Raw genomic sequence first — 16612 nt, 5'->3', positions numbered from 1 at the left:
TCAGGCGTCCGTCGTGGCCAGCAGCTGCCAGGCGGTGAAGCCGCCCAGCAGGTCGGACACGTCGGTGAAGCCCTGGCTGCGCAGGTAGCTCGCCGCCACGCTCGAGCGCCAGCCGCCCGCGCAGGTCACCACGAGCGGGCGGTCGCGGGGGACCTCGTCGACCCGGCGCCGGAGCTCGGCGAGCGGGACGTGGACCGAGCCGGGGATCGCGCCGGCGTCGAGCTCGCCGACGTTGCGCACGTCGACCACCGTGACCGGGGCGTCGGCGTCGAGGAGCCGTGCGAGGGCGGGTGCGGTGAGCCGGCTGCCGTGCCCGACGTGGGCGTCGTCGTCGACCAGGACCTGCTCGACGTCGTGGAGCGCGCCGACGACGCCGTCGAAGCCGATGCGGCCGAGCCGGGTGTGGGCCTCGCGGCACTGCGGGTCGTCGCCGACGAGCACAACGGCGTCGTCGGGGCTCAGCAGCATGCCCGCGGTCTCGGCGAACCGGCCGTCGAGCGGCACGCTGACCGACCCGCGGACGTGGCCGGCGTTGAACTCCTCGGCGTCGCGGGTGTCGAGCAGGATCGCGCCGTCGCCGGCGGCGTCCCGGGCACCAGCCCACGACAGCGCCGCGAGCGGGGCCGAGGAGAACGTGTCGTGGTGCTTGCGGTTGAGCACGGCGTCGTGGAGGAAGTACTCCGGGGCGGACGGCTGCCCCTCGGTCACCATCGCGACGAAGGCGTCGCGGTCCATCGGCTGGCAGGCGTAGTTGGTGCGGCGCTCGTCGCCGATCGTGGACTGCTTCTCGGTGGAGAGGTTCTTGCCGCACGCCGACCCGGCGCCGTGGCCGGGGAAGACCCGCACCTCGTCGGGCAGGCCCATCAGCCGGTGCTGGATCGTGTCGTGCAGCATCGTGCCGAGCTCCTCGGCACTGAAGCCGATGGAGGCGAGCAGGTCGGGTCGGCCGACGTCGCCGATGAACAGCGCGTCGCCGGTCAGCACGCCGTAGGGGACCTCGTCGGTGCCGTGCTCGCGGACGAGCACGCTGATCGACTCGGGGGTGTGGCCGGGGGTGTGCATCACCTCGAGGGTCACGCCCTCCTCGTCGCCGAGCGCGATGCGCTCGCCGTCGGCGAGGTGGCGGACCTCGTAGTCGGCCTGCGCCGCGGTGCCGTAGCCGATCCACGCGCCGGTCGCGGCGGCCACCTCGAGGTGTCCGGCCAGGAAGTCGGCGTGGAAGTGGGTGTTGATGACGCCCACGATCCGCAGGCCCTGCTCCTCGGCGTCACGCAGGTAGTCGTCGATGTCACGGCGCGGGTCCACCAGGACGGCGCGACCACTGGTCGTGTCGCCGATGAGGTACGACGCCTGCGACAGGCAGTCGAGGTAGTGCTGGGCGAAGTACATGGGGGCTCCTCCTCGGGGCCGGCCCACCGGGTGCGGGCCTGTCGACACTCCAACCATATACCCCCAGGGGTATATTCCGCACGGTCAGCGGGGAGGTGCCTCCACCAGGCGGAGCGCGAGGCGCGGGCAGGCGCGGACCGCGGCGCGGGCGTCGGCCAGCAGGGCCTCGGTGACCTCGCCGGTCACCAACGGGTAGCCCCACTCGTCGAGGTCGACCACCTCGGGCAGCAGCTCGTGGCACAGGCCCCGGGCGTGGCAGCTGGGCCAGTCGACGCGCAGTGCGTGGCTCACCACGTCACCTCCCGCAGGCTGCGGGTCGCGCACTGCCCGCTGCGGTGCGCCTCCACCTCGTCGCCCAGCACGGCGAGCGCGGAGCGGACCAGCCGGACCGTCCCGTCGGGGTGGGCACACGCGCCCCGGCCGTCCACCAGGGCGGCGAGCCGCTCGACCCGACGGGTGCCGTCGCGGCCGGCGACCAGGCCGCGGACCTCGGCGGCAAGGGCCGGCAGGCCGTTGAGGCACGGGCCGCAGCGGCGCGCGGACTGGTCGGCGAGGTAGGCGAGCACGTCGGCCGTGAGGGCCAGCGGGCACGTCGTGGGTGCGGGGACGTGCACGATCCCCGCGCCGAGCGGCATGCCCTCCGCGCGCATCGCGGCCCGCGACACGCGCATCCGCTCCAGGTGGTCCCACGACGCCCACGTGCCGTGGAACCCACCCACCAGCGCGGCGGCCGGTCGGTCGGGGACGTCGGCCAGGACGTCGCGCCAGGGGGTGCCGTGCGCGACCTCGCGCACCTCGGGCAGGGCGCCCTCGCGGCTGATCGTCAGCAGCGTGGTGCCGGGCTCCGCCGTCGTGCCGAGCCCGGCTCGCAGCGGGTCACCCGCGAGGAGCAGGTGGGCGACGTGGGCCCACGTCTCGGCGTTGGACAGCAGCGTGGGTCGACCCGCGTGGCCGGCGACTGCCTCCGGCTGCCAGGCGGTCACGGGCAGGTCGGGGCGCCCCGCCATCAGCTCGAGCACGGCACGGGCCTGCCCGGCGACGAACGTCGGGGACGCCGTGTGGACGCGCACCCGCACCGGGTCGCGGCGCTCGTCGAGCGCTCGGAGCACGGCCACCGACGTACGGGGCCGCTCGCCCGGCAGCACCACGTGCACCTCGCGGGCGCGCAGCGCCCGTGCCGTCGCGACGGCGCCGTCGAGCACCAGGTGCGGGCGGGTCAGCGCGAGCGCGGTGTCCTTCGCGCTGGCGGGCTCGCCCTCGGCGAGGTTGACGACCACCACCGGCCGGCGCCCTCGCGCGGCGGTGGCCAGCTTGGTGGCGAAGGGGAAGGCGGCGCCGCCCCGTCCCGCGACCCCGACCCGTGCGACCCGGTCCAGCAGGTCGTCCAGCGAGACGTCGGGGAGCGGACCGAAGCGGGCGCGGTGGGCGGGCAGCCACGGACCCGACTCGAGGCCGGCGAGCAGCGCCGGGCCGGGGTGGACCACCACGCGGTCCGGGACCGGGACGGGGGAGGGCGCGCTCATGCCGACCGTCCGGTGGCGGGGGAGCTGCTGTCGCGGGCGACGGTGCCGAGGCGGGCGGCCAGGGCCACGAGGACGGCCGTCACGCAGACGAGTGCGGGCACCACGCCGAGCGCGTCGGGGGAGGAGAGGTCGGTGCCGATGCCCACCGAGTGGGCGACGGCTGCCGCGAACGCCAGCCACGACGACAGGTGGACCAGCCGCCACGACCGGTGGGACAGGCGGGTGCGGAGCACGCTGGTCAGCACCACGACGGCGAGCAGGTCGAGCGACACCGTGCCCAGGCCGAGCCACAGCGGGCGGTAGGTCGCGCCGACCGGGACGAGCGCCTGCCACCAGCGGATGTCGACGTACTCGTCGACGACCGCGGTGGTGACGTGGGCGAGGAGGGCGAGGACCGACAGGAGCGACAGGTTGCGGTGGAGCGACTGGCTCACGAAGCGCGGCACCCCCCGGCCGGCCCGGCCGCTCGTCGCCAGCACGCCGAGCACCACGCTCAGCGTCATCAGCACGAGCAGCACCAGGCCCGTGGCGCGGTTGAGGTACCAGAACAGCGGACCCTCGGTCATCGTGCGCTCCTCCCCGGCCAGGCGCCGGTCGTCCGGACCTCGCCGCCGGTCGCGACGAGGCGTGCAGTCACGCCGCGGTCCTCCAGCCAGTCCGGGGCGTCCTCCCCGAGCACGACGGCCGCGGTGGAGGCGGCATTCGCGGCCGCGCAGGTGGGACCGGTCGCGGTGACGGTGCGCCAGACCTCGCGTGCCGGCTGACCGGTGCGCGGGTCGAGCAGGTGGTGGTGGCGGACCCCCGACCGGCTCCAGCGCCGGACCTGCGTGCTGGAGGTGGCCAGGCCGCCGTGGTCCAGCGCGACGAGGGTCGCGTCCGCGTCCCCGGGACGCTCGGTGACCGACACCGGCCACGGCGTGCCGTCCGGCCGGGCGATCCGTACGTCGCCCCCGACGCTCACGACCGCGCCCGCTGAGAGTCGCTCCTCGTAGGCCGCCGCGACCAGGTCGGCGGCCCACGCCTTCCCGGTGGCCCCGAGGTCCAGGCTGGTCCCGCCCGGGATCCGCACCGCGCCGGCCGGGTCCAGGTCGATCAGGTGCCAGGAGCCCAGCGTGGGCGGATCGGCCTCCTCGGCGTCCTGGCCGAGGTCGACCAGGAGGTCGAAGTCGCGGTCGTAGCCGAGCTGCACCAGCTGGCGCCCGAGGAGCGGGTGCACCAGGCCGCCGGTGTCGCGGGCCGCGTCGACCGCGACCCGCACGGCTGCCACGAGCAGCGGGTCCACCTCGACCCACCGGCCGGGGTGGGCGTTGACGCGGGACAGGTCGGAGTCGTCGCGGAAGCGGCTGCAGACCTCGTCGACGTCGGTCAGCACCTCGCGGGCGAGGGTGACGGCGAGGTCGAGCTCGTGCGCCTCCCGCACGGCGACGAAGGTGGAGGTGCCCAGCGCGGCGAAGCTCGCCCAGCACCCGGACGTGCGGTCGGCGGCAGCGCTGGCGTGCCCGGTCACGGCTCAGGACCCGCTGCTCGGCGCCGGCGGGGGCGGCGGGGGCGGAGGCGGAGGTGCCGGCGTCGAGGCGCCGCCGCTCCCGCCGGAGCCGCTCGTCCCGCTCGTGCCGGCGGCCGGGGCGGGAGCGGTCTGCGCGGAGGGTGCCGGTGTGCTGACGGTGCCGCCCGCGCCGACTGACGTGGTGGCACCCGCGGTGACGTAACGGGTGGTGACCCGCGTGCGGGTGGGCCGGTGCCGGACCACGGTGCGCACCGGGCGCTCCGCGGCCTGGTCGCCGTACGCGGCGAGCCACGCGTCGTACTCCTTGCGGGCCTGCGCCTCCTGGCGCGCCTGCTCGGCGGCGTCGGCACGGTCCTGCTGCTGGGCTGCGGCGCCGGCGACCCATCCCGTGGCGGTGACGGCACCGGCCGCCACGGCCGCGGTGGTGGTCCACACCGCGAGGCGGTAGCGGTCCCGCGTGGAGGCTGTGTAGGTCATGGCGCCAGCGTGGGGCGTGGGCGCGCAAGGCGGCCTCATCACGCTGTTAAGTCCACGTCATGCGCGGGCTTGACCTCGACTTGAGGTCCACGCGAGGCGCCGATGACGTCCGTCGCCGCACGCTGTCGCCATGAAGATCCTCACCGCCGGCGTCGTGTCGGCCCTCCTCGCCGCCGGGACCGCTGGTTCCGTCGCGGCCTACCGCTCGCAGGCCGGCGTCGACGTCGTCACCCGACCGGCCGCCCAGGAGACCCCGGGAGCACCCGCCACCACCGACGCCCAGCCCCGCCAGCGGGTGCGCTGGGCGCCCTGCCCGGCCGGCAGCGTCCTCGAGCGCGGCACGTGCGTCACCGACGTGGTGCGCACCGTCGTGCTGCCGTCCACGCCGCAGCCCGCGCCCGCCTCCCCGGCCGGGGCGGTCCGCGGCTCTGACGACGGTGCCGACGACCACGGCGCAGGCACGGAGGGCAGCGACGACCTGGGTGACGACCAGGGTGACGACCACGCCGACGAGCACGCCGACGAGCACGCCGACGACCACGGCGACGACCACGGCGAGGACGAGCACGCCGACGACCACGGCGACGACCACGAGGACGAGCACGCCGAGGACGAGCACGCCGAGGACTAGGACGAGGACGACTGAGGTGACGTCAGGGGGAGGCGACCGGGAGGCGCACCTCGGCGACGACGCCGCCGTCGCGCCCGTCGCGGACCTCCAGGCGCCCACCGCAGCCGAGGGCGGTGCGGCGGGCGATCTCCAGCCCGAGGCCGGTGGTGCCCTCGCGTCGCGCGTCGCCGCGCGTCAGTCCGGGCCCGGCGTCGGAGACGGTGAGGACGACCTCCTCCGCGGACACCGCCAGCGCGACCCCCAGCGCGGTGCCCTCCGGGGTGTGCGCGAAGACGTTGTCGACGAGCACGTCGACGAGGTCGGCGAGGTCCTGCGCGGGCAGGGCGACCGGAGCGTCCTCGCCGGGCAGCTCGACGCGCATGGCACGGCCCTGGTCCTCGGCCAGCGGTCGCCAGAACTCCACGCGCCCGCGGACCGTCGCGACGACCGGGGTGCGCGAGGAGAGGTCGGCCCGGACCGGGCGTCGTGCCTCCTGCACGATCGCGTCGATCGAGCGCTGGAGGACGCCGATGTGGGTCTGCAGCCGCTGGGCGAGGTCCGCGTCGGCCACCGCCTCGGAGTCGAGGCGCAGGGCAGTCACGGGCGTCCGCAGCCGGTGGGACAGGTCGCCCACCGCGGCCCGCTCGGTGGCGAGCAGCTCGGCGATCCGGTCCGCGAGGTCGTTGAGGGCCTGCGCCAGCTCCCGGGTCTCGGCCGGGCCGAGGACGGCGGCACGGGCGTCGAGGTCGCCCTCGCGCAGCCGGTGGGCCGTGGCCGCGACGCTGCGCAGCGGTGCGCTGACCGTGCGCCCCAGCTGCCAGGCGATCGCCACCGACGCGGCGAGCAGCAGGGCTCCCATCGTGATGATCCCCGTCCACGCGCCCGCCACGCCGTGGCGCAGGTCGTCCGGCCCGACCTGCGAGCGGACGACCGCGGTGCCGCCCTCGGTGATCACCGGCAGCAGCACGCGCCCGCCCCGGTCGTCGACGACGGTGAAGGCCTCGCCCTGCAGCGCGCGACGCACCTCCGGGTCCTCGGCCAGGTCGTCGCCCGACCCGAGCTGGCGACCGTCGGCGGTCAGCACGCCGGTGTCGGGCTCGCCGCGGCCGTCGATGCCGGCGACGAGCTCGGCGAGCTGGGCGTCGTCGCCGGCGAGCCCGGCCACCAGGATCGCGACGTTGCGCGCCTCCTGGTCGGCGCCGGCCATCGCCCGGTCCTCGGCGAGGGTGCGCACCAGCAGGCACAGCGGGATGACGAAGGACACGACGACCGCCGAGGTCGTCGCGACGACGAGCAATGAGATCCGCCGCCGCATCACTCGTCCTGCGCGTCAGGGTCCACCAGGCGTACGCCGACACCGCGGACGCTGAGCAGGTGTCGCGGCTCGGCGGCGGACTCGCCGAGCTTGCGCCGCAGCCACGACAGGTGCACGTCGACCGTGCGGTCCGACCCGCCGTAGGCCTGCTGCCACACCTCGGTGAGCAGCTCGCGCTTGGTCACCACCTGCCCGCGGCGCGAGGCCAGCAGCGCCAGCACGTCGAACTCCTTGCGGGAGAGCTCGACCGGCTGGCCGTCGAGGGTCACGGTGCGCGTGCCCTCGTCGACGACCAGTCCACCGACCCGGACCACCGAGGGGACCAGGTCGCGGCCACCCCGGCGCAGCACGGCGCGGATCCGTGCGGCGACCTGGTCGGTGCCGAACGGCTTGACGACGTAGTCGTCGGCGCCGCTGTCGAGGGCGCGCACCATCGTCGGGTCGTCGTCCTGAGCGGTGATCACGATCAGCGGCACGTCGCTGGCGGCCCGGATCATCGCCAGCAGGGTCAGTCCGTCCACGTCCGGGAGCCCGAGGTCCAGCAGGACGACCTGCGGTCGTTCGGACAGGACGTGCTCCAGCCCGGCCAGGCCGGTGCCGACCGCCGCCACCGCGTGACCGCGTTCGCGCAGCCCGCGGACCACCGCGGAGCGGATCGCGTCGTCGTCCTCCACCACGAGGATGCTGGTCATGGGCGAACCGTAGTCCCCGGGACCTGCACGCGGGCTGGAAGGATGGCGTCATGACCCGTCAGCGCGTCCTCGTCGCGGTCGCCGTGTGGCTGGCCGTCGTGGCGGGTGTGTCCACCCTGGTCTGGGTCGTGATCTCGCGCGCCGGCGACGACCTCGAGGCGTCGGGCCGGACGGTGGTCAGCACCGCCCCCGACCGAGGTCGCCCCGGGGCGGACGCGGCCGGCGGGACGAAGCGACCGTCACGCTCGCCCTCGCGCACGTCGAGCCCCGCCCCGGCCTCGCCGACGACGCCGGCTCCCACGTCGCCCGCCTCGCCCACGGCGTCGGCCACGCCCTCGCCGTCGTCGACGCCGACCGGGTCCTCGACGCCGTCGTCACCGTCGTCCTCACCCGACCCGCCCACGTCGCCCCCTCCCGCCGCGCGACGGACGTGGCAGGGCGCGGCCGGGACCGTCGTGGTCGCCTGCGACGGCGGGCGGGTCCGGCTGGTCTCGGCCCAGCCGGCGACCGGCTTCCACGCCGAGGTGAAGCCCGAGGACGCCGCGCTGGTGGTCGAGTTCGAGGGGCGCGAGGACCGTGCCGGCACCGACGTCGAGCTGGTCGCCCGGTGCGTCGACGGCGTCCCGACGTTCAGCGCCCACTCGTCGGGGTCGTCGGAGGACGACTGACGTCCGTCAGAGGGTCAGTGGGCGCTCCAGCCGCCGTCGAGGACCAGGGAGGTGCCGGTCATGGTGGCGGCGGTGGGGCTGCAGAGGAAGGCGACCGCGTCCGCGATCTCCTCGGGCTCGACCATCCGCTTGAGCGCCGCGGAGGCGAGCAGCACGTCGTCGACCACCTCGGACTCGGAGATGCCGTGCTCGCGGGCCTGGTCGGCGATCTGCTGGTCGACCAGCGGCGTGCGGACGTAGCCGGGGTTCACGCAGGTGGAGGTCACGCCGTGCCCGGCGCCCTCGAGCGCGACGACCTTCGACAGGCCCTCGAGGCCGTGCTTGGCCGCGACGTAGGCCGCCTTGAACTCCGAGGCGCGCAGGCCGTGGACCGACGAGACGTTGACGACGCGGCCCCAGCCCTGGGCGTACATGTGGGGCAGTGCGCCGCGGATGATGCGGAACGGTGCCTCGAGCATGATCCGCAGGATGAGCGAGAACCGGTCGACGGGGAACTCGTGGACCGGCGCGACGTGCTGGATGCCGGCGCAGTTGACGACGACGTCGGCGCGCAGGTCGAGGGCGGAGACGGCGTCGAGGTCGGACAGGTCGACGACCTCTGCGGTGCCCCCGGTCGTCCGGGCGACCTCCTCGACGGCGTCGGCGCTGATGTCGAGGGCGCGGACGTGGGCGCCGGCGCGGGCCAGCCGCAGCGCGGTGGCGCGGCCGATGCCGCTGCCGGCGCCGGTCACGAGGGCCGTGCGCCCGGCCAGGTCGAGCCGGACGTGGTCGTGGTCGGCAGGGGTGGGGATCGGTGTGGTGCTCATGGGTGTCTCCTCGGGGTGGGCGGCGGTCAGGCCGCGAGGTAGTCGTGGACGAGCTCGGCGCGGGGCAGCGTGAGGTCGGTGAGCACGTGGCTCGCACCGAGCACCTCGAGCACGGGCAGGTCGGCGAGCGGCGCCAGGGCGTGCTCGAAGAGCTGGAGCCGGGCGGGGCCGGTCCACGCGCCCTTCACCGTGAGGTCGGTGATCTCGGTTCGGACGAGCTCCGCGATCCGCGGCGCGCCGTCGTAGCCCGGGACGAGCTTGAGCATGAACGTCGGCGCGGCCACCTCGGCGCGCGCCGTGGCGAGGTCGAGCGGGCGGTGCTTGAACCCCATCGTGGCCGTGGCCACGCGCAGGCTGCCGTAGTCGAGCGTGCCGACGAGGGTGTCCGAGTCGACGGCCAGCCGGGGCCCGCCGAGCTTCTTGGGGTACGCGCTCGCCTCGCGCCCCAGCGCGATGGCGGGCCCGTTGTCGAGGTACATGCTGTGCACGTAGTCGGCCGGGCGCCCCTCGTGGGTGACGCGCAGGACCTGGCCGGACTCGGTGTAGTCGCCGAGCCCGCTGCTGTCGGGCATCCGGATCACCTCGAAGCGCACGACGGGGTCGGCGACCTCGAGCGGCTCGGGCACGACCGCGCGGAACGCGTCGAGGTCGGTGCGGTAGGTGATGTTCAGGTACTCGCGGTCCACGAACCGGTAGGGCCCGGGCGGGAAGGCGCTGCCGGTCAGCGGAGCGGCCAGCGGGGTCGTGGTCGCGCGGAGGACGTCGTCTCGGAGCAACGGGGTTCCTGGTTCCTGGCGCCTGGTGGTGGTCGCCGGTCGGGGGCGCCGCTCCCGACCGGTCCGGTGCTCTCGCCACGCTAGGAGCGCCGCGGCCCGCGGGGAATTGCAGCAACGGGGTGATTCATACACTGGGTGCATGGATGTCGAGCTCCGCGACCTGCGGCTGTTCCTGCTCCTCGCCGAGGAGGAGCACTTCGGGGTGGCGGCGGCCGTCGCCGGGGTCAGCCAGCCGACTCTGACCCGCGCGCTCGCCCGCCTCGAGCGCAGCGTCGGCACCCGGCTGGTCGACCGCACGACCCGCAGCTTCGCGCTCACCGACGCGGGCCGGCGCCTGCGCGGCGACCTCGACCACGCCCTGCCGGCCCTGGAGACGGCGCTGCGCAACGTCAGCGACCACCCGACGCTCCGCCTCGGGTTCACCTGGCTGCTCCCCGGTGAGCTGGTCCGGCGCGCGGCCGCGGAGCTGGCGCGCACGGCGGGCGGTGAGGTGGAGCTGGTCCGTCGCGACGACCGCACGGCGGGCGTCGCGACCGGCCACGCCGACCTCGCCGTGGTCTACGGCCCGGTCGTGGAGGACGGCACCCGGTCGGTCCCGCTGCGGCAGGAGGACCGGGTCGCCGCGGTCGGCTCGGGTCACCCGCTGGCCCGCCGCCGGCGCCTGCGCTGGTCGGAGGTCGCGGCCCACCCGCTCGTCGTCAACGCCGGCAGCGGCACCGTGACCCCGGAGCTGTGGGCGGAGGGCGAGCGCCCCGAGGTGGCGGTCGCCTGCCAGACCTACGACGAGTGGATCGAGATGGTCGCGGCGGGCCGCGGCGTCGGCGTGCTGCCGGCCGCCGCGCGCGAGCGCCCGCACCCGGGCGTACGCCACGTCGCGCTGGCCGACGCGCCGGCGGTGGAGCTGGTGCTGCTGCGTCCGACGGGATCGGCGCACCCGCTCGCCGACCGCTTCGAGCGCGCGCTGCGCTCCGCCGTGCACGACACGCGGGACCCGCACGCCGGGACCGCAGCGGGCGGGTGAGAAACTCCTCGGGCCGCGACGGCCCGACCGAGGTGCGCGGCGGGTCAGGGTCGGACGGCTGCAGAGGACTGGGTGACGCGTGAGCGAGATCGCCGGCGAGCTCGCGCGCGTCAAGGGTGCCTTCGCCCAGCCCACGCTGACGTTGCTCCACCAGCGGCAGGCGCCGGTCGTGATCACGATCTTCCGCGCCGCGTTCGGTCGCAACAACCGACCGATCCCGACCGCGCGGCTGCACACCCAGGTCGAGGAGCACCTCGCGGGGGTCCGCGAGGCCGGCGAGACCGACCTCCCCGTCGGCAGCGGCCGCGACATCTGCCAGCGGTGGATGCGCGGGCAGTGGCTGGTGCGCGCGCTCGACGAGCAGGGCCAGGAGGTCTACACCCTCACCTCCCACGCCCAGCAGGCCCTCGAGCTGGTCAAGAACCTCAGCCGCGACCGCGCCACGCTCAGCGAGCATCGGATCGCGACCATCCTCGGCACGGTGCGCCGCTTCAACTCCGAGGCCAACCCGGACCGGACGTCGCGGGTGAGCATCCTCAACGAGGAGATCGCCCGGCTGCGCGCCGAGCGCGACCGCCTCGTCGACGGCGAGGAGATGCTCGGTGCGACCGAGGACTACATGCACGAGGGCTTCACCGAGCTGCTGTCGCTGATCTCCGCGCTGCCCAGCGACTTCGCGCGCGTCGAGGAGCGCTTCGGCGCGATCCGCGGCGAGATCCTCGCGGCGTTCCGCGCCGAGGACCGGCCGGCCGGCGAGATCGTCGACGCCTACCTCGCGCGCGCCGACGCGCTGATGACCGCCACCCACGAGGGTCGCGCGTTCGAGGGCGCGTTCGCCCTGCTCCGCGACGACGCGCTCGTCACGCAGCTGCGCGAGGACCTCACCGCGCTGCTCGAGCACCCGCTCGCCGACCGGCTGCTCAGCGACGCCGACCGCGCCGAGCTCCGCGGCACCGTCTCCCTCGTCCGCGAGGGCCTCGACCGGGTCCTGTCGCAGCGCTCCCGGGTCACCGCGACGCTCAAGGAGTACATCGTCTCCCACGACGCGGTGCGCGACCGCGAGCTCGAGCAGACCCTGCGCCAGGTCGAGTCCGAGCTGATGACGTGGTTCGCCACGACCGGCCCGCGGGCCACCCACGACGTGCCGCTGCTCCCGGCCCGGGCCTCGGTCGAGCACCTGCGCGAGCGGTTCCACGACCCGGCCGACGACGTGCTGCCCGAGCCGATCACGGTCGCCGACCCCGCCGACGCACCCGGCCTGTCGCTGGAGGAGCTGGTCGCCCACGGCGGCCCGCAGCTCGGCGTGCTGCGCGAGCGGCTGCACGAGACCCGCACCCACCGCGGGGCCCGGACGCTGGGCGAGCTCTTCGACGGCCTCGAGCCGTCGCTGCGCCGTCCGGTCGAGATCTTCGGCCTGCTGCACCTCGCCGCCGAGCTGTCGGCGCCCGGCGACGGGCCGTCGGGGGACCGCAGCCCCGAGGCGTACGCCGCGGTCCGCCACGACGGCACCACCCGCACCTTCGCGGTGCCGCGGGTGGAGCTGCCCGACGACATCCCCGACCACGACCCGCAGGAGGCCCGCGCATGAGCGTGGACACCGACCTCGAGACCGACCTCGACACCCCCGAGGAGCCCGGCGACGACCTCGACCTCGACCTCGAGGACGCGGACGCGGACGACGCCGGCGACCTCGCGTCGGTGTCGCTGTGGGAGGGCGACGAGGGCGGCCTCGCGCACGAGCAGCGCCACGCCCTGGTGACGCTGCTCAAGCAGCGCTTCATCAGCGCCCGCACCCACCCGCGCGACTGGAAGGTGCTCGTTGAGCACGAGCGGGTGCTCCGCGGCCGGCTCAACGACCTCTTCCTCGACCTCCAGGTCGACCGCGCGCGCGAGGTGGCGTGGAAGCGGCAGGCGACGTCCGAGACCGGCAGCCGCTTCCCGACGCTGCTCTACGACGCGGCCTGGTCGCGCGAGGAGACGCTCGTCCTGGTGCACCTGCGCGACCGGCTCCGTGCCGGCCACGCGGGTGGCGAGACCCGCGTGTTCGTGGACCGCGACGACGTGGTCGACCACGTCGAGAGCTTCCGGCCCGCGCACGCCACCGACGAGGCGGGCGACGAGAAGCGGGCCCGCAACGCGGTGACCAGCATCGTCAAGGCCGGCCTGCTGATCGGCGCACCCGGCGACGACCGGTTCGAGATCAGCGAGGCCGTGGAGCCGCTGCTGCCGCTCGAGCTGCTGCAGGAGCTGCTCGACGCGCTGCGCCGGGCCAACGGCACGACGCCGCAGGAGGCGGCGGCCGAGGACGACCTGTTCGCCGAGGGACCGGCGGACCCGAGCGGCCGCGACGACGCGGGGGAGCAGGCATGAGCGTCGACGGGACCCGCCACCAGGACTCGACCGGCGACGTGGCCGACGGTCGCGACGGGCTCTTCGCCGAGGACACCGTCACCACGCCGGCCGACGACACCATGCAGTGGCGCGCCGGGCTGCTGCAGCTGGTCAACTGGGGCGGCTTCTCCGGACTCACGACCGTGCCGCTCGGCGGCGACGCGACGATGATCTCCGGCGCCTCGGGCGTCGGCAAGAGCACCATCCTCGACGCGTACACCGCGCTGATGATGCCGTCGGACACGAAGTTCAACGGCGCCTCCAACGACGCGGTCGCCGGCCGGGCGCGCAGCATCGGCCAGCGCAACCTGCTGTCCTACCTGCGCGGTGCCGTCGACGTGGTCGACGACCCGCGCACCGGGCGTCCGGTGGAGAAGCTGCTGCGCGGGCGCGGGAGCGACACGTGGGGCGCGGTCGCGATGACCTACGTCAACGACCGCGGCGGGCAGTTCACCGTGCTGCGCACCTACTACGTCCCGCGCCGCGCGACCCGCTCCGGCGACGTGCAGATGCAGCTGGTCACCCACGACGGGCCGCTCGCCCTCGAGATGCTCGAGGTGGCGGTCCCGGACCGCTTCCACGCCACCACGCTCAAGAAGCTGTTCCCGGGCGTGCGGGTCCACCGGACCTACGCCGAGTTCGCCGCCGTCCTCCACGCCCGGCTCGGCATCGGCGCCAACGGCGACGGCGCCAAGGCGCTGCGGCTGCTGGCCCGGATCCAGTCCGGCAACCAGGTGCGCAGCGTCGACGAGCTCTACAAGGACATGGTCCTCGAGCGGCCGGCGACCTACGCCGCCGCCGACCGCGCCATCGAGCACTTCGACGACCTCGACGCCGCCCACGCCGCGATGCGCACCGAGGAGCAGAAGCTCGAGCTGCTCGGCCCGATCACCGACATCCACGAGCGCAAGGTCCGCGCCGCCCGTCGCCTGGCCGAGCTCGACTCCTTCGGGGTCGCCCGCACCGGCGACACCCCGCTGCGGACCTGGCTGCTGCGCACGCACCTGCGCCTGATCGGGGACGCCGTCACCACCAACCGCGTGGACCGTGCGGCGGTCGCCGACCAGCTGGCCGCGGCCGCGGCCGCGGAGCGGGCCCTCCAGGGCGACCTCGAGACCGCCAAGGACGCCCACCGCGCCGCCGGCGGCTCGTCGCTGCAGGCGCTGGCCCAGTCGGTCGAGCAGGAGCGCGCGCTCCGCGCCGACCGTGAGGGACGGCGCGCGGTGCTGCAGGACCGGATGCTGCCGCTGATCGACGTGTCCGACGTCCAGGCGCCCGACGTCGACTCCGCGCTCATGTCGGTGGAGTCGTTCTCCGTCCTCCAGCTGCACGCCCGGCAGTGGCTGGCCGGCCGGGACCGCGAGCAGGAGCGGCTGACCCGCGAGCGCGACGGCGCCCGCGACCGCCGCTACCCGCTCAGCCACCGCAAGGCCGAGCTGCGGCGCGAGCGCGCGGCCCTCGAGGGCCGCGCCGGCCGGGTCGGCTCGCGGATGCAGGAGCTGCGCGCCGAGGTCGCCCGCGCGAGCGGGCTGCCCGAGGAGGACCTGCCGTTCCTCGCCGAGCTGGTCGACGTCGCGCCCGAGGAGTCGCGCTGGCGCACGGCCGTCGAGACCGTCCTCGGCGCGAGCGCCCGCACCATGCTCGTGCCGCTCGACGAGCTCGCGCGCTTCTCGCGGGCCATCGACGGCCTGCGGCTGCGCGGTCGGCTGGTCTTCGAGGGCGTCGAGCTCGACCTGCCCGACCTGGCCCCCGACGACCCGGAGCGGATCGCCGGCAAGCTGCTCTTCCGCGACAGCCCGTTCTCCGGATGGGTCCAGTCGCACGTCGCGGAGCCGGCGCGCAACGCGCTGTGCGTCGAGGACGCCCGGGACCTCGACGGCCCCGGCTTCCGGGTGACCCTCGCCGGCCAGACCCGCAACGGCCGGCGCGGTGCGCACGGGCGCGGCGACGCCCGCGACATCATCGGGTTCTCCAACGAGGACGCGATCGGCGAGGTCGACGCCGAGCTCGCCCGGATCGAGGCCGAGCTCGACGCGATCGACGCAGAGGTCACCGAGCTCGACCGTCGCGCGTCGGTGCTCGAGCACCAGCGGGCGGCCTACGACGCGGTCGCCACGGCGCGCTTCGACGACCTCGACGTCGACGCCAGCGACCGCCGGATCGCCGAGCTCGAGGCGCGGCGCGAGGAGGTCCTGTCGGCCGACGACGGCCTGCAGGTGCTCCAGCGCCAGATCGAGGAGCTCGGCGAGCGGCTCGAGGCGACACGGCGTACGCGTTTCGAGCTCGAGGCGCGCCAGCGCGAGCTCAACGAGGTCCACGGGCGCCTCGTCGACGACGAGGACCTCGTCACCGACCGGCTCGCAGCGGTCGGCGAGGACTCGCTCTCCGAGGCGCAGGAGGCGGCACTGGCCGCGGACTTCCGCGCCGCGGCCGCCCCCGCCGACCCCGAGGACCTCGACCGCTTCACCGAGTCCTCGCACCGCCTCGCCGAGCGGCTGCGCGAGGCGGTGGGCGACGCCGAGGCGGAGCTGCGCCGTGCCGATGACGAGCTGACGACGGTCTTCCGCGCCTACAAGCTGCAGTGGGAGTCGCCCAACCTCGGCGCGACGCCCGACTCCTACGGCGACTACGCCCGCATCCTCGACGAGGTCCGCAGCACCGGCCTGGCCGGGCGCCGCACGGAGTGGCGCCGTCGGCTGACCGAGTGGAGCGGCCAGGACCTGGTGCCGCTGCTGGGTGCGATGGCCGCCTCGGTGGAGGAGATCGAGGACCGGCTCGAGCCGATCAACGCCATCCTGCGCCGCCTCGAGTTCGGCGGTGCCGGCGACCGGCTCCGGATCCGTCTGCGCCGGCTCTCGCCCGCCCACGTGCAGGTGTTCCTGCGCGACCTGCGGACGCTCACCCAACGGCCGACCGCCGACCTCGACGAGGCGGGGCTGGAGCAGCGCTTCGCCGACCTCAGCCGGTTCATGGCCCAGCTGCGGCGTCCGGTGGCGGGCGGCGAGGGCACGTCCGACCGGGACCGGCTGCTCGACGTGCGCCGGCACGTCGAGGTCAGCGCCGAGCGCTACGACGCCCTGTCCGGCGAGCTGCGCGCGACCTACCGCACGCTGGGGGAGAAGAGCGGCGGCGAGAGCCAGGAGCTGGTGGCGTTCATCGTCGGCTCCGCCCTGCGCTTCCGCCTCGGCGACGAGATGCGCTCGCGGCCCCGGTTCGCGCCGGTCTTCCTCGACGAGGGCTTCGTCAAGGCCGACTCCGAGTTCGCCGGCCGCGCCGTGCGGGCGTGGAGGGGCCTCGGCTTCCAGCTGGTCATCGGCGTCCCGCTCGACAAGGTGACCGGCCTCGAGCCGCACATGGACGAGCTGCTGGCGATCACCAAGGACAGCCGGACCCACCAGTCCTGGATCACCCCGATCACCGGGGCCCGGGCCTGAGCG

General features: G+C 75.3%; 16 protein-coding genes. 6 read left to right on the top strand and 10 right to left on the bottom strand.

Annotated elements, in window-relative coordinates; genetic code table 11:
* The 6 genes from KDN32_RS11895 to KDN32_RS11870 all read right to left on the bottom strand — a co-directional run bounded on the left by KDN32_RS11895 (position 1) and on the right by KDN32_RS11870 (position 4896).
* Positions 1 to 1389, bottom strand: a complete 1389-nt coding sequence (locus KDN32_RS11895; RefSeq protein ID WP_211732265.1) for an MBL fold metallo-hydrolase — start codon at positions 1387 to 1389, stop codon at positions 1 to 3.
* An 84-nt stretch (positions 1390 to 1473) separates the two neighbouring features.
* Complete coding sequence (locus tag KDN32_RS11890) at positions 1474 to 1680, bottom strand: ferredoxin (RefSeq protein WP_211732264.1); 207 nt, start codon at positions 1678 to 1680, stop codon at positions 1474 to 1476.
* Complete coding sequence (locus KDN32_RS11885) at positions 1677 to 2912, bottom strand: NADH-ubiquinone oxidoreductase-F iron-sulfur binding region domain-containing protein (protein WP_211732263.1); 1236 nt, start codon at positions 2910 to 2912, stop codon at positions 1677 to 1679. Before KDN32_RS11885 ends, KDN32_RS11890 begins: the two co-directional genes overlap by 4 nt.
* Positions 2909 to 3478, bottom strand: a complete 570-nt coding sequence (locus KDN32_RS11880) for a DUF8596 domain-containing protein (RefSeq protein WP_211732262.1) — start codon at positions 3476 to 3478, stop codon at positions 2909 to 2911. Before KDN32_RS11880 ends, KDN32_RS11885 begins: the two co-directional genes overlap by 4 nt.
* Positions 3475 to 4419: an FAD:protein FMN transferase gene (locus KDN32_RS11875; protein ID WP_211732261.1), complete on the bottom strand. Its 945-nt coding sequence runs from the start codon at positions 4417 to 4419 to the stop codon at positions 3475 to 3477. The genes KDN32_RS11880 and KDN32_RS11875 overlap by 4 nt, the downstream gene beginning before the upstream one ends.
* Before the next feature lie 3 nt (positions 4420 to 4422).
* Positions 4423 to 4896 carry a hypothetical protein gene (locus KDN32_RS11870; RefSeq protein WP_211732260.1) on the bottom strand — a complete coding sequence of 158 codons (474 nt, stop codon included), beginning with the start codon at positions 4894 to 4896 and terminating at the stop codon, positions 4423 to 4425.
* A 130-nt stretch (positions 4897 to 5026) separates the two neighbouring features.
* Between KDN32_RS11870 and KDN32_RS11865 the strand changes: the two genes are divergently transcribed.
* Positions 5027 to 5527, top strand: coding sequence for a hypothetical protein (locus tag KDN32_RS11865; RefSeq protein WP_211732259.1), 501 nt, complete (start codon positions 5027 to 5029; stop codon positions 5525 to 5527).
* A gap of 22 nt (positions 5528 to 5549) precedes the next feature.
* Here KDN32_RS11865 and KDN32_RS11860 read toward each other — a convergent pair whose 3' ends face one another.
* Together KDN32_RS11860 and KDN32_RS11855 are read right to left on the bottom strand one after the other, a co-directional pair.
* Positions 5550 to 6821 carry a sensor histidine kinase gene (locus KDN32_RS11860; RefSeq protein ID WP_211732258.1) on the bottom strand — a complete coding sequence of 424 codons (1272 nt, stop codon included), beginning with the start codon at positions 6819 to 6821 and terminating at the stop codon, positions 5550 to 5552.
* A complete protein-coding gene (locus KDN32_RS11855) occupies positions 6821 to 7513 on the bottom strand; it encodes a response regulator transcription factor (protein WP_211732257.1) in 693 nt (230 codons plus the stop codon). The genes KDN32_RS11860 and KDN32_RS11855 overlap by 1 nt, the downstream gene beginning before the upstream one ends.
* A 50-nt stretch (positions 7514 to 7563) precedes the next feature.
* Between KDN32_RS11855 and KDN32_RS11850 the strand changes: the two genes are divergently transcribed.
* A complete protein-coding gene (locus tag KDN32_RS11850) occupies positions 7564 to 8181 on the top strand; it encodes a hypothetical protein (protein ID WP_211732256.1) in 618 nt (205 codons plus the stop codon).
* A gap of 14 nt (positions 8182 to 8195) precedes the next feature.
* Here KDN32_RS11850 and KDN32_RS11845 read toward each other — a convergent pair whose 3' ends face one another.
* Both KDN32_RS11845 and KDN32_RS11840 read right to left on the bottom strand, forming a co-directional pair.
* Entirely contained in the window at positions 8196 to 8987 is a 792-nt protein-coding gene (locus tag KDN32_RS11845; protein ID WP_211732255.1) for a 3-hydroxybutyrate dehydrogenase, read from the bottom strand.
* A gap of 26 nt (positions 8988 to 9013) precedes the next feature.
* Positions 9014 to 9763: an acetoacetate decarboxylase gene (locus KDN32_RS11840; protein WP_211732254.1), complete on the bottom strand. Its 750-nt coding sequence runs from the start codon at positions 9761 to 9763 to the stop codon at positions 9014 to 9016.
* A 139-nt stretch (positions 9764 to 9902) separates the two neighbouring features.
* Between KDN32_RS11840 and KDN32_RS11835 the strand changes: the two genes are divergently transcribed.
* The 4 genes from KDN32_RS11835 (at position 9903) to KDN32_RS11820 (ending at position 16609) form a co-directional block, all read left to right on the top strand.
* Positions 9903 to 10784, top strand: coding sequence for a LysR family transcriptional regulator (locus KDN32_RS11835; RefSeq protein ID WP_211732253.1), 882 nt, complete (start codon positions 9903 to 9905; stop codon positions 10782 to 10784).
* Positions 10785 to 10863: 79 nt separating this feature from the next.
* Positions 10864 to 12372, top strand: coding sequence for a DUF3375 domain-containing protein (locus KDN32_RS11830; protein WP_211732252.1), 1509 nt, complete (start codon positions 10864 to 10866; stop codon positions 12370 to 12372).
* Positions 12369 to 13154 (top strand): DUF4194 domain-containing protein, encoded by a 786-nt coding sequence (locus tag KDN32_RS11825; RefSeq protein WP_211732251.1) that lies wholly within the window; start codon positions 12369 to 12371, stop codon positions 13152 to 13154. The genes KDN32_RS11830 and KDN32_RS11825 overlap by 4 nt, the downstream gene beginning before the upstream one ends.
* Positions 13151 to 16609, top strand: coding sequence for an ATP-binding protein (locus KDN32_RS11820; protein WP_211732250.1), 3459 nt, complete (start codon positions 13151 to 13153; stop codon positions 16607 to 16609). The genes KDN32_RS11825 and KDN32_RS11820 overlap by 4 nt, the downstream gene beginning before the upstream one ends.
* Positions 16610 to 16612 lie beyond the last annotated feature (3 nt).

It is taken from the genome of Nocardioides palaemonis, assembly GCF_018275325.1.
GTDB classification, from domain to species: domain Bacteria; phylum Actinomycetota; class Actinomycetes; order Propionibacteriales; family Nocardioidaceae; genus Nocardioides; species Nocardioides palaemonis.
The sequence above is the reverse complement of the archived record's forward strand: the minus strand, read 5'-3'. Positions and strand labels throughout refer to the sequence as shown.

What these genes read in the sequence shown, in the direction of transcription:
- KDN32_RS11895 (WP_211732265.1), bottom strand. Translation starts at nt 1,389, where the DNA reads ATGTACTTCGCCCAGCACTACCTCGACTGCCTGTCGCAGGCGTCGTAC.
- KDN32_RS11885 (WP_211732263.1), bottom strand. Translation starts at nt 2,912, where the DNA reads ATGAGCGCGCCCTCCCCCGTCCCGGTCCCGGACCGCGTGGTGGTCCAC.
- KDN32_RS11880 (WP_211732262.1), bottom strand. Translation starts at nt 3,478, where the DNA reads ATGACCGAGGGTCCGCTGTTCTGGTACCTCAACCGCGCCACGGGCCTG.
- KDN32_RS11870 (WP_211732260.1), bottom strand. Translation starts at nt 4,896, where the DNA reads ATGACCTACACAGCCTCCACGCGGGACCGCTACCGCCTCGCGGTGTGG.
- KDN32_RS11865 (WP_211732259.1), top strand. Translation starts at nt 5,027, where the DNA reads ATGAAGATCCTCACCGCCGGCGTCGTGTCGGCCCTCCTCGCCGCCGGG.
- KDN32_RS11860 (WP_211732258.1), bottom strand. Translation starts at nt 6,821, where the DNA reads ATGCGGCGGCGGATCTCATTGCTCGTCGTCGCGACGACCTCGGCGGTC.
- KDN32_RS11855 (WP_211732257.1), bottom strand. Translation starts at nt 7,513, where the DNA reads ATGACCAGCATCCTCGTGGTGGAGGACGACGACGCGATCCGCTCCGCG.
- KDN32_RS11850 (WP_211732256.1), top strand. Translation starts at nt 7,564, where the DNA reads ATGACCCGTCAGCGCGTCCTCGTCGCGGTCGCCGTGTGGCTGGCCGTC.
- KDN32_RS11845 (WP_211732255.1), bottom strand. Translation starts at nt 8,987, where the DNA reads ATGAGCACCACACCGATCCCCACCCCTGCCGACCACGACCACGTCCGG.
- KDN32_RS11835 (WP_211732253.1), top strand. Translation starts at nt 9,903, where the DNA reads ATGGATGTCGAGCTCCGCGACCTGCGGCTGTTCCTGCTCCTCGCCGAG.
- KDN32_RS11825 (WP_211732251.1), top strand. Translation starts at nt 12,369, where the DNA reads ATGAGCGTGGACACCGACCTCGAGACCGACCTCGACACCCCCGAGGAG.
- KDN32_RS11820 (WP_211732250.1), top strand. Translation starts at nt 13,151, where the DNA reads ATGAGCGTCGACGGGACCCGCCACCAGGACTCGACCGGCGACGTGGCC.